Genomic DNA, 11,733 nt, shown 5'->3' on the forward strand with positions numbered 1-11,733 from the left:
TCGACCCCCTGTTCGGCGGCGGGAGTTCGGGCTCCGACAGCTTCAGGTCGCGGCCCTCGCCGCCGAACAGGGGGTCGATGCCGTCCGGGCTCTCCAGCAGCTCCTGCCCGATCCCGGTGAGCGTGATCGCCGCGAGGTCGACCGTCTCGTCGTACCCGTCGCCCTCGGAGATCGCGGCGAGCCGCGCCGAGGTGTCCATGAAGGCGGCGTCCACGCGGTGCACGGCCCGGTACAGGGGGAGCGCCGCCGCCGAGCGGCCCGTGCCCTCGTGGGCCCGCGCCAGCCAGTACCGCAGCTCCTTGCGCTGCGGCTGCTCGCTGCGACAGCGCATCAGCGCCGCCGAGAGGAGCGGCTCCGCCTGGCCGTACATCTCCAGGCGAACCCGCGCCATGCCGCCGAACAGGCCCGCCTCGATGCCCAGCAGCGTGTCGTTGATCAACGGGTCGGTGTGCCGGACCAGTTGCTCCCAGTCCTTGACGAGATAGGCGCGGCACGCGTGCAGGAAGCGGACCTGCGGGTCGGTGTCCACGGGCGGCAGACCCGCCAACGCCCGGTCCAGCTCCGGCACATGGCGGCCGTCCAGCCAGTGCGAGGCGTGCGCGAGCAGCAGATCGCGCGGGCTCTCGAGTACCGGCTGCACCCACCAGCCCAGCCAGTACCAGGAGTTGAGGGTCCGGCGGTGCCGGGCGCGCTGCTCCCCGAAGCGCTCCCGGTGCCGGAACATCCGCAGCAGCGCCGTCGTCGTGTCGACGCGCAGCGCGTGCAGTCCGAGCCAGCCGTCGGCCATCCCGGGATCCATCCGCACCGCGGTGCGGAACTCCTCCTCCGCCTGCGGATAGGCGCCCATCGTGTAGGCGTCCACACCTCGCAGCCAGGCGAGGTCGGCCGGGGCCTCGGGGCCCTGCGTGCCGAAGTCCATCACGTCCCCCACAAACCGTGCCCCCGATTGCCTCTCCGACGGGCCGGTGCCCGTCGGCAGCTTGGTCGAACCACTGTGCCGCGGACGGGAGTTGCAACGGTGCGCAGAGCAGCCGTCCGAGTCGCACCGAGGGCATCGTACCTGCGCGGGAGGTACCCGCAGCAGGGTGCCGCACAGGCCGTTCGACGAGGTGGGAGCATATGGGGCGCACACGGCGCGGTGACCGAGGGTGAACAGATCGGGCCTCGGAGCGCCCGGAAAACGGCCGCGGGCAGAACGAAGCCCCCGATCACGGGGGAACGACCGGGGGCTTCGGGACTGCGGGGCGGCCTCGAACGGCCGCGCATTGAGAACGTAAGTCCTGTACGGCCCACCGGTCAAGCCGAGTTGGGGCACTCGGACAAGTCGCGCGGCAAGGGTCTTCACAAGTTCAGCACGCAGCCGACGGTCCGTCACGTTGGGTGAGATCCCGGTCCGGATGGGCGACCCCGGCGGGTCCCGGGAGCACCTCGTACCCCTCTTCGCACTGCCGTACCAACAGGTCGGCGAACGGACGTGAGGGGTCCGCGGCGAAGTGCCGCCGCTCCGCGTCGACCCAGCCTTCCCAGAACTCGCTCTGTTCCGCCCCGTCCCGCGACCGCCCGCGCGCCCAGGCGTCCTCGTCCGGCAGCTCCATCCACAGCAGCCGCGCAAGGAACGGCCGCAGCGCCCGCCGTCCGGCCGCGACCCCCTCCACCAGGACCACGGGCGCGGCCGGCAGGGTCCGTGGCGGTCCGAAGCCCCGGGCCGTCCAGTCGTAGGGGGCGTAGGAGGCGCTCTCGCCGCGTGCCAGTGGCTCGATCACCTGGCCGACCAGGCGCGGTGTCCACTCGAACAGCTCGTCATGGGTGGCGATGTCGTCGAGGTGCAGTACGGGGGCCCCGCCGAGAGCGGCGGCCAGTCGTCCGGCGAACGTGGTCTTCCCGGACCCCGCGTGTCCGTCGACGGCGATCAGCCGGACCGGGCCGCAGGACGGCGGCAGCCGGCGCAGGGTGCGAGCGAGGTCGTCGATGACGGTTCCCGGAGGGCGATGGGATTCGGACATACTGCCGATGATCATTCTAGCCGCCGCCCGGACGCCGCTGTCGGCCGCGCCCCAGGTCACGCTGGTGGCCGAGACCGAAATTCCCGGGCGTGACATGCCCTAATAGCTGGCAGGAGCAGGTCATCGGAAGCGATAGTGGGCGCACAGTCGTACACCGTTCCGCCCGCCTATGACACCTGGGGGTCACCCGCACATGAGCAGCGCCAAAACGCCGTCCCGCCGAGCCATCCTGGCCGCGGTGGTCGCCGCCGCCGTCGCGGGCGGCGCCGGCCCGGCCTCCGCCGGCGTCCCGGACGCGACCGGCCGGGATGCCGCGGCCGACTCCGCCCGCCCCGTCGACAACCGCGCCTGGACCTCGTTCGCGGACTGGTGCGTCGGCGGTACGGCGGGCGGCACCCGCGCGGTCGCCGGCCTGCGGCCCGGGGTGGCGATCGGGGCCCCGGCCGGCACGGTCGACTACACCGATCCGCACACCGGTACGACAGCGGCCTGGGAGTACGCGACCTGGACGTCCGTCGCGCACCGGCTCACCGTGCCCGCCACCGAGGTGATCGCCTCCTGGAACGCGCACACCCCCGCCGGCACCTGGCTCCAGGTCGAGCTGACCGGCACGTACTCCGACGGCACGGCCACGCCCTGGTACGTGATGGGCCGCTGGGCCTCCGGCGACCAGGACATCAAGCGGACCTCCGTCGACGACCAGAAGGACGGGAAAAGCACCGTCTGGACCGACACCTTCGCCATCGACGAGGCGGCCACCGGCCTGCGCCTGGTCTCGTACCGGCTGCGGCTGACCCTCTACCGCAGGCCCGGCACGACGGTCACGCCCACGGTCTGGCGGCTCGGGGCGATGGGCTCCGACGTCCCGGATCGCTTCACCGTCCCCGCCTCGACGCCCTCGGGGGCCGGGGAACTGGCCGTCCCGCGCTATTCGCAGGAGATCCACAGCGGTCAGTACCCCGAGTACGACAACGGCGGCGAGGCCTGGTGCAGCCCCACCTCGTCGCAGATGATCGTCGAGTACTGGGGACAGAGGCCCACGGCGGCGGAACTGGCCTGGGTCGACCCGGCCTACGCCGACCCGCAGGTGTGCCACGCGGCCCGCTTCACCTACGACTTCCAGTACAAGGGCTGCGGCAACTGGCCCTTCAACGCGGCCTATGCGGCGACCTACCCGGACCTCCAGGGCGTCGTCACCCGGCTCGGCTCGCTCACCGACCTGGAGACGCTGATCGCGGCCGGTATCCCGGCCATAACGTCCCAGTCGTTCCTCAAGACCGAGCTGACGGGCGCGGGGTACGGCACCCCGGGCCATCTGATGACCGTGGTCGGCTTCACCGCCGACGGTGACGTGATCGCCAACGACCCGTTCTCGCCGACCGACCAGGCCGTGCGCCGGGTCTACGCCCGGCGGGAGTGGGAGAACATCTGGCTGCGGACCAAGCGGTACAACGCCACCGGCAAGGTCGTATCCGGCACCGGCGGTGTCTGCTACCTGTACTTCCCGGCGCGGCCGACGGCCGCCCAGCTCGCCGCGCTCGCGGCGGTGGGCGTGCGCTGAGCCGAGAACGACGCGTGACGGCGTGCGGCGGCCCCCGGGAGACCGGGGGCTGCCCGTTTTCCGGCGGGATGTGACCAACGTCTCCGCCGCGAAAGCCCCGATGAATGGCAGGGTGGACGGAACGGTGGGGGGAGTCCATCGCACACCGACCTCAGCGAGATGCCATGACCGCGAGCACTGCCGCAGCCCCCGCCCGAACCCGTACCGGCGGCCCCCGGGAGGACGGCCCGAAGATCTTCGAGCAGGTCATGGGCTGGACGTTCGTGATCGTGCTCGCCATGCTGATCGCCCAGCTCGGCCTGATCTGACCCAGTGCGATTCCTTGCGAACGGGGCGGCCCGACCGGTCGATCGGTCGATCGGATTCGAATGGGCAGGTGGTCCAGGTCTGCCATACTTCGGATGTCCCGCCCGCAGTTGGAGACCAGGGCCCCGAATTGATCAGTAGTCGACAGCCCGCCGCCGAACGCCCGCATGCGCGCGGTACCGACCGCTCGCTGGCGCGTCGCGCGGAACTCATCGCCATCGGGCGGAAGTTGTTCGCCGACAGGTCGTACGACGCGCTGTCGATGGACGACATCGCCCGGCAGGCGCAGGTCGCCAAGGGGCTGATCTACTACTACTTCCAGTCCAAGCGCGGCTACTACCTCGCCATCGTCGAGGACTCGGTCGCCGACCTGATCACCTTCGCGTCCAGCGGCCTCACCCAGGCCCCCGTGGACCGGGTGCACCGGACGCTCGACGCCTACCTGCGCTTCGCCGAGCACAACCAGGCCGCCTACCGCACGATCGTCAGCGGCGGCGTCGGCTTCGACACCGAGGTGCAGGCCATCCGGGACGGGGTGCGCGAGGCGATCGTCGCGACCATCGCCGAGGGCACCTACGGCAGACCGGACGTCGGCCCGCTCGCCCGGATGGGCCTGTTCGGCTGGGTGTGCAGCGTGGAGGGCGCCACCCTCGACTGGATCGCCCGCCCCGAACTGTCCCGCGACACGATGCGCGAACTCCTCGTGAAGATGCTGGGCGGCGCCATGCGAGCCATCGAGGAACTCGACCCGACGTACGCGGCACCGGAACCGGCCCGCCGGGACAACTGACGGCAGACAGGGGACGGTCGGGGGTGAAGGCTCGTCGCCTCCGCCCCCGACCGCCCTCCGGGTGCGCCTACTTGATCGCCCTGATCAGCTCACCGTTCGCGGTGTCGCCGCTCAGCTCCCAGAAGAACGTGCCGCCCAGGCCCTGCCGGTTCTTGTACGCGATCTTCGTGCCGATGGTCGCCGGGGTGTCGTAACTCCACCAGTCGCTCCCGCACTTGGCGTAGGCGGTACCACCGACGGTCCCGGTCGCGGGACATTTGCTCTTCAGCACCTTGTAGTCCTCGAAGCCCGCCTCGTACGTACCCGCCGCCGGGCCGGTCGCCGTGCCGCCGGGTGCCGACTGGGTCACGCCGGTCCAGCCGCGCCCGTAGAAACCGATGCCGAGCAGCAGCTTCGAGGCCGGGATGCCGAGGCCCCTGAGCTTCGCGATGGTCGCCGAGGTGTGGTTGCCGGCCTGCGGGATACCGGGGTACGAGGTCAGCGCCGAATGCGGTGCCGTCGGACCGGTCGCCGCCCAGGCGCCGAAGTAGTCGTACGTCATCGGGTTGTACCAGTCGACGTATTTGGCCGCGCCCGCATAGTCCGCCGCGTCGATCCTGCCGCCGGCGGTGGCGTCGGCCGTGATCGCCGCGGTGATCAGGTTGCGGGAGCCGAACTTCGCGCGCAGCGCCGCCATCACGTTCCTGAAGGCCGCCCTGCCGCTGGTGTCACAGGTGTTGCCGCAGGCGTTCGGGTACTCCCAGTCGATGTCGATGCCGTCGAACACATCGGCCCACTCGGGATTCTCGACGAGGTCGTAGCAGGACTTGGCGAACGCGGCCGGGTTCCGCGCGGCCTCGCCGAAACCGCTCGACCAGGTCCAACCCCCGAACGACCAGAGGACCTTGAGGTTCGGGTGCTTCCTCTTCAGCTCGCGCAGTTGGTTGAAGTTGCCGCGCATCGGCTGGCTCGGGGTGTCGGCGACCCCGTCCACCGACTCGGCGGCGGTGTACACCCGGCCGGTCGCCGCCTCGGCGTCGCCCATCGCGCACTTGCCGCCGGTGACGTTGCCGAAGGCGTAGTCGATGTGCGTCAGCCGGGCCGCCGAGCCGGAGGTCTCGATGTTCTTGACGTAGTACTTGCGGTCGTAGGTGCCCCAGTCGGTGAAGTAGCCGACGACCTTGGAGCCGGCGGCTTTCGGGACGGGCTGCGAGGCGGCCTTCAAGGTGCTCTGCGCGGCGGTCGCGGTGCCCGCGCCGGCCAGCAGTCCGGCGCCGAGAACGGCACAACACACGGCGGACACAAGGGACTTGAAACGAACGCGGGGGAGATGCGGTCGGTGCATCGAGCTGTCTCCTCGGGGGGAGGGGAGTGTACGGGAGGCGGTGCCAGGAACTGCGGGCACAGTAGGAGGTCTAGACCAAGACGGTCAATGGTTTGGACCAATTCCGCACCGGGCCCGCTGCCCCGGAGTGTGATCGAATAAACGCTCGTTAACCGGTGACGCGGTGCCGCCGATCGGGCATACTCGCAGCTCCGTGGCCGTTCACCGACCCCTTCCGTGACCCGGAGGAGCAAGCATCGGCCGTGACCAGTCAGACCGGCGGACGCCCCCTGATCGGGCGCGCGTGTGCCGTCGCGCCCAACAAGGAGGAGAGCGTCGACATGCCCGACCATGCCCCGCAGCCGGTGGACCGTCAACTGCCCACGGACGAGGCCCGGGACCTGATCTCGCTCGTCCGTGACATCGCCGAGCGCGAGATCGCTCCGAAGGCGGCCGAGGAGGAGGAAGCCGGCCGCTTCCCGCGCGAAGTCTTCGCCCTGCTCTCGGAGTCGGGGCTGCTCGGCCTCCCGTACTCCGCCGAACACGGCGGCGGCGACCAGCCGTACGAGGTCTACCTCCAGGTCCTCGAAGAACTCGCCGCGGCCCGTCTCACCGTCGGACTCGGCGCCAGCGTGCACACGCTGTCCTGCCATGCCCTCGCGAGCTACGGCACCAAGGAGCAACAGGCGGAACACCTCCCCGCGATGCTCGGCGGCGGCCTCCTCGGCGCGTACTGCCTCTCCGAACCCGCGTCCGGATCCGACGCCGCCTCCTTGAGCACGAAGGCCGTCCGGGAGGGCGACGATTGGGTGCTCACCGGCACCAAGGCCTGGATCACGCACGGCGGCATCGCCGACTTCTACACGGTCATGGCGCGCACCGGCGAGCAGGGTCCGCGCGGGATCACCGCCTTCCTCGCCCCCGGCGACGCGACCGGGCTGGTCGCCTCGGCGCCGGAGCGGAAGATGGGCATGAAGGGCTCGCCCACCGCGCAGATCAACTTCGACGGGGTCCGGCTGGACGCCGGCCGGCGCATCGGCGAGGAGGGGCAGGGCTTCGCGATCGCGCTGTCCGCCCTCGACTCCGGGCGCCTCGGCATCGCCGCCTGCGCGATCGGCCTGGCCCAGGCGGCGCTTGACGAGGCGGTGGCCTACGCCTCCGGACGCCGGCAGTTCGGGCGGCCGATCTCCGACTTCCAGGGGCTGCGCTTCATGCTCGCCGACATGGCCACCCAGATCGAGGCCGGCCGAGCGCTGTACCTGTCGGCGGCACGGCTGCGCGACGCGGGCCGCCCGTTCTCCAAGCAGGCAGCCATGGCCAAACTCCTGTGCACCGACACGGCGATGAAGGTCACGACGGACGCGGTCCAGGTGCTCGGCGGCTACGGCTACACCGCGGACTTCCCCGTCGAGCGCTATATGCGCGAGGCCAAGGTCCTGCAGATCGTCGAGGGCACCAACCAGATCCAGCGGATGGTCATCGCCCGTCATCTGGCGGGCCCTGAGACACGCTGAACGGGTCGAGCGCCACCCCGAGCCCGAGCGGCGGCGCCGCGAGCCGGACCCACTCCGGGTCGTAGCGCCCCGGCAGGGTGCGGCCACTGTCGGCCCAGGTGCGCAGCAGGGCGCGGTAGATGGGCGGGTCGGGCGGTGCCGGCGGGCTCGGCCGGACGTGGTTCGGCGGGTGCTGGTCGGCCAGACCCCGCCGAACCGATTCTGCCGCGCCGGAGTCGTAGAGCCGGTGCGGGCGTCCCGGTGTCGCGTACCTGGGAGTCGTCATGCCGGGGCAACGCGGCGACGGTCGGACAGGTCACCGCGCGCCGGATTCGGCTCTGCGTTCGCGACGCCACACGCGCGCACCGGACCCGCACCACGGCGGCCTGCGAGCCATGGCGCGGGGACGGACGAGGGCGCGGGGGACAGTCGGCAGGTGACAGCCGGCAGGTTCGAGCGGACGCGCTCAGGCGGCGTGGCGCCGCAGCGCGGGGATCCGCATCGGGCGTGAGGCCGGACCGCCGACGTGCGAGAAGGGCTGGGTCCGCCAGTCGAGCCCCTGAGGGAGCGTCAACAGCAGGGCGGTGTGCTGCTCCTGGGGTTCCGCGGACTCGTCCGCGGACCGGGCATCCGCCGCCGCACGGCCCGTACCGGCGCAGACCGTGAGCCCGAACGGGTTCCACGGTGACGCGCACAGCGCGTGCTCGGGCAGGATCTCCTCGTCCGCGAGCAGCGCGATGGGCTGTGTGCAGTCCGGGCAGATCACCCGGAGCATCTCGAAGGTGTCGTCGTCGTCGAGTTCGAGATCGAGTTCCTCGACGTCGAGCGCGTCGGGTTCCACGCCCTCCGGCTCGGGTTCGACGACCAACTGGGGCCTCTTGGACGTGGTGCGACCAGGGCGCTTGACACTCTGCATGGGTAACTCCCCCTCGGGCTGGGCCGATCGGGCAACTGCGGCCTCGGCCAAAGCAAGCACTTCCCGCCCGGTCTCGGCGGTAATCACGAGACCATCACGGAGCATGTTCGAGGGCTGTGGCGTTCGTCACATGCCGTTCGCAGGTGCCCATGGCGATGCTTTTGTCCCTCGTCCGGTCCACCGCGCACCCCCGGTCACATCACGAACAGGGCATGACCTGCACCTCTCAGGTATCGGAGGAGTTCAGCCGCACTGTAGGTTCTTGCGCCATGGAGGAGCTGGACCGACAGATTGTGCAGCTGCTCGTCAAGGACGGGCGGATGAGTTACACCGACCTGGGCAAGGCCACGGGCCTGTCCACGTCTGCCGTGCACCAGCGGGTGCGCCGGCTGGAACAGCGTGGCGTCATCCGTGGCTATGCCGCGGTGGTCGACCCGGAGGCCGTGGGGCTGCCCATGACGGCCTTCATCTCGGTGAAACCCTTCGACCCGAGCGCCCCGGACGACATCGCGGAGCGCCTCAAGGACGTACCGGAGCTGGAGGCGTGCCACAGCGTGGCGGGTGAGGAGAACTACATCCTCAAGGTGCGCGTGGCCACCCCGCACGAGCTGGAGGAGCTGCTGGCCAGGGTGCGCACCCTCGCGGGCGTCTCGACCCGCACGACGGTGGTCCTGTCGACACCGTACGAGGCGAGACCCCCGAAGATCTGACCAGCGGCCCCGGCCGGTTGCCCGGCCATCAGGCTGCCCACCGCCCGGCTGCCGCCACTGGGCTGCCCGCCGCTCGGTTGTCCGGCTGCCTGGTCACCTGTCGTCCGGTTGTCCGGCTGCTCCGCTGCCCGGCTGGCCAGTCACTGGGTCGTCCGGCTGCGTGGTCGCCCGCTGCCCGCTGTCCGGCTGCCGTCACTGGGCTGCCTGCCGCTCGGTCGTCCGGCCGCCTGGCCACCTGTCGTCCGGTTGTCCGGCTGCTCCGCTGTCCGGCTGGCCAGTCACTGGGTCGTCCGGCTGCGTGGTCGCCCGCTGCCCGCTGCCCGGCTGCCGCCACTGGGCTGCCCGCCGCTCGGTCGTCCGGCTGCCTGGCCACCCGCCGCCCGGCTGCCCTGCGCCCGGGGCCACCCGGCTGTGTGCAGTCGTTCCGCAGGGCGATGGGGGTCCCCGGTCGCGCGGAGCCGAGGCTGGGGGAGGGCGGGCACGGCCGGCAGCTCCGGGTTGGTCGGCAACACGCCCCAGGTGCGGTCCCGGACCGGCGGCGCGAGAAACTGTTCCGCATGAGCGAACGCCCGGCACCCCTCGACACCGTCCTCCTCCGCGGCGGCGAAGTCCACAGCCCCGCCGACCCCTTCGCGACCGCGATGCTGGTCGAACGAGGACACATCGCCTGGGTCGGCTCGGAAGGCGCCGCGGACGCCGTCGCGGGCGCGGCGGACCAGGTGATCGACCTCGACGGCGCCCTGGTCACCCCGGCGTTCACCGACGCACACGTGCACACCACCGCCACCGGCCTCGCCCTCACCGGCCTCGACCTGTCGGACGCCCCCTCCCTGGACGCGGCCCTCACCCTCGTACGCGCGTTCGCCGCCGCCCGCCCCGCCGACCGCGTCCTCCTCGGCCACGGCTGGGACGCCGCACGCTGGCCCGGCGGCCGTCCGCCGACCCGCGCCGAGCTGGACGAGGCCACCGGTGGACGCCCGCTGTACCTCAGCCGCATCGACGTCCACTCGGCGGTCGTGACGACGGCACTGCTCGACCTGGTCCGGGGCGACACCGGCCGCCCCGACGGCCCGCTCACCGGGGACGCCCACCACACGGTCCGCGCCGCCGCCCTGGGCGCGGTCACCCCGGCACAGCGCACCGAGGCCCAGCGGGCCGCCCTCGCGCGCGCCGCCTCGCTCGGCATCGGCTCCGTCCACGAGTGCGCGGGGCCGGAGATCTCCTCGGATGACGACTTCACCGGGCTGCTGCGCCTCGCCGCCGAGGAGCCGGGCCCGCGCGTGGTCGGCTACTGGGCGGAACAGGGCGAAGCGGGGGTGGCCAAGGCCCGCGCACTGGGCGCAGCGGGCGCCGCCGGTGACCTGTTCGTCGACGGCGCCCTCGGCTCGCACACCGCCTGCCTGCACGAGCCGTACAGCGACCGGGCCGGCCACACGGGCACCGCCTACCTGGACACCGCCGCCGTCGCCGCCCATGTCGTCGCCTGCACCGAGGTGGGCCTCCAGGCGGGATTCCACGCCATCGGGGACGCAGCCGTGACCTCCGTGGTCGAAGGCGTGCGCGAGGCCGCCGAGAAGGTCGGCCTGGCCCGCGTCCGGGCCGCCCGGCACCGCGTCGAGCACGCCGAGATGCTCACCCCCGAGACCATCGCCGCCTTCGCCGAACTGGGCCTCACCGCATCCGTGCAGCCCGCCTTCGACGCCCTGTGGGGCGGCGAGGAGGGCATGTACGCCCAGCGCCTCGGCCGCGACCGGGCGAGGACCCTGAACCCCTTCGCGGCCCTCCTGAAGGCGGGCGTCCCGCTCGCCCTGGGGTCGGACAGTCCCGTCACCCCGCTCGACCCCTGGGCCACGGTCCGCGCCGCGGCCTTCCACCGCACCCCCGAGCACCGCGTCTCCGTGCGCGCTGCCTTCACGGCCCACACCCGGGGCGGCTGGCGGGCCGTCGGCCGTGACGACGCCGGCGTCCTGGTGCCGGGCGCGCCCGCCGACTACGCCCTCTGGCGCACCGACGCCCTCGTGGTCCAGGCCCCCGACGACCGGGTCGCCCGCTGGTCCACCGACCCCCGCTCCGGTACCCCGGGCCTGCCCGATCTCACCCCGGGCGCCAACCTTCCCGTATGCCTGCGCACGGTGGTGGGCGGACGGACGGTGTTCGTACGGCCGGGCGAGTGATCTCCCGGGGCGGCGCGGTGGGCATCGGTGGCCGACGCGTCGTCGCGCGACCTGCGCATCCTCGGCGCTGACCAGGCGATTGACGGAAAAGCCGCAGTTCAAGCCGCTGTTGACAGTCGACGGCGGCTGGCCGGTAGGTTCGGCCGGGTCCACCACCGGACGCCCGACCGGGGAACCTCCGCGCAGTCACCGAAGCGCCGCTGGGTCAGGGATGGTGTGCCGCACCGGCGCACCGTCACTGGCAGCCAGGCTCAGCGCCCGCGCCACGGCGACGGAACGTTCCCCCCGATCGGCAAGGTGCGACCCGGGTGGGGCCCGGACGTCCAGTAGACAACGGCTCTCGGTCGACCCGCAGCCAGCGGGTCCCAGGCCGGCCCGAAGGGCGCCGGGCCCCGATCCGCAGCCTGCGCGAGGCGGCGAAGCGGACCCCTTACCCGGCTCTTCCCGAATAGACACCCCCGTCAGCACGTGCTGACG

Annotated in this window: 10 protein-coding genes and 1 pseudogene; 6 read left to right on the forward strand and 5 right to left on the reverse strand. The window is 72.1% G+C overall.

The features are described 5' to 3' along the window. Positions 1–919: pseudogene (locus AOK08_RS14865) on the reverse strand (AAA family ATPase); the annotation flags it as partial. Positions 920–1,349: 430 nt separating this feature from the next. Beyond that, on the reverse strand, positions 1,350–2,003 hold the full coding sequence (locus AOK08_RS14870; RefSeq protein WP_055526034.1) for a uridine kinase family protein: 654 nt from the start codon (positions 2,001–2,003) through the stop codon (positions 1,350–1,352). Positions 2,004–2,196: 193 nt separating this feature from the next. Here AOK08_RS14870 and AOK08_RS14875 point away from each other — a divergent pair, with 193 nt between their 5' ends. The 3 genes from AOK08_RS14875 (at position 2,197) to AOK08_RS14880 (ending at position 4,660) form a co-directional block, all read left to right on the forward strand. After that, on the forward strand, positions 2,197–3,564 hold the full coding sequence (locus tag AOK08_RS14875) for a peptidase C39 family protein (protein WP_055526035.1): 1,368 nt from the start codon (positions 2,197–2,199) through the stop codon (positions 3,562–3,564). A gap of 164 nt (positions 3,565–3,728) precedes the next feature. Beyond that, positions 3,729–3,872, forward strand: a complete 144-nt coding sequence (locus tag AOK08_RS44605; protein ID WP_107100948.1) for an SCO1431 family membrane protein — start codon at positions 3,729–3,731, stop codon at positions 3,870–3,872. A 128-nt stretch (positions 3,873–4,000) separates the two neighbouring features. Next, on the forward strand, positions 4,001–4,660 hold the full coding sequence (locus AOK08_RS14880) for a TetR/AcrR family transcriptional regulator (protein WP_055526036.1): 660 nt from the start codon (positions 4,001–4,003) through the stop codon (positions 4,658–4,660). Positions 4,661–4,727: 67 nt separating this feature from the next. Here AOK08_RS14880 and AOK08_RS14885 read toward each other — a convergent pair whose 3' ends face one another. Further along, entirely contained in the window at positions 4,728–5,984 is a 1,257-nt protein-coding gene (locus AOK08_RS14885) for a glycoside hydrolase family 18 protein (protein WP_055526037.1), read from the reverse strand. Positions 5,985–6,304: 320 nt separating this feature from the next. Here AOK08_RS14885 and AOK08_RS14890 point away from each other — a divergent pair, with 320 nt between their 5' ends. Further along, positions 6,305–7,477 carry an acyl-CoA dehydrogenase family protein gene (locus AOK08_RS14890; protein WP_055526041.1) on the forward strand — a complete coding sequence of 391 codons (1,173 nt, stop codon included), beginning with the start codon at positions 6,305–6,307 and terminating at the stop codon, positions 7,475–7,477. On the opposite strand, the gene AOK08_RS43130 is transcribed toward AOK08_RS14890, so the two are convergent. Both AOK08_RS43130 and AOK08_RS14895 read right to left on the reverse strand, forming a co-directional pair. After that, the gene (locus AOK08_RS43130; RefSeq protein ID WP_241826953.1) at positions 7,440–7,742 is read right to left on the reverse strand and encodes a hypothetical protein; all 303 of its coding nucleotides are present in this window, start codon (positions 7,740–7,742) and stop codon (positions 7,440–7,442) included. The two genes, AOK08_RS14890 and AOK08_RS43130, sit on opposite strands and share 38 nt — an antisense overlap. Before the next feature lie 180 nt (positions 7,743–7,922). Next, positions 7,923–8,372, reverse strand: a complete 450-nt coding sequence (locus tag AOK08_RS14895; protein ID WP_055526038.1) for a hypothetical protein — start codon at positions 8,370–8,372, stop codon at positions 7,923–7,925. A 269-nt stretch (positions 8,373–8,641) separates the two neighbouring features. Here AOK08_RS14895 and AOK08_RS14900 point away from each other — a divergent pair, with 269 nt between their 5' ends. Then, complete coding sequence (locus AOK08_RS14900) at positions 8,642–9,082, forward strand: Lrp/AsnC family transcriptional regulator (protein WP_055526039.1); 441 nt, start codon at positions 8,642–8,644, stop codon at positions 9,080–9,082. Between the two features lie 557 nt (positions 9,083–9,639). Next, positions 9,640–11,256, forward strand: a complete 1,617-nt coding sequence (locus AOK08_RS14905; RefSeq protein WP_055526040.1) for an amidohydrolase — start codon at positions 9,640–9,642, stop codon at positions 11,254–11,256. Positions 11,257–11,733 lie beyond the last annotated feature (477 nt).

This window comes from Streptomyces graminilatus (assembly GCF_001418565.1).
Lineage (GTDB): Bacteria > Actinomycetota > Actinomycetes > Streptomycetales > Streptomycetaceae > Streptomyces > Streptomyces graminilatus.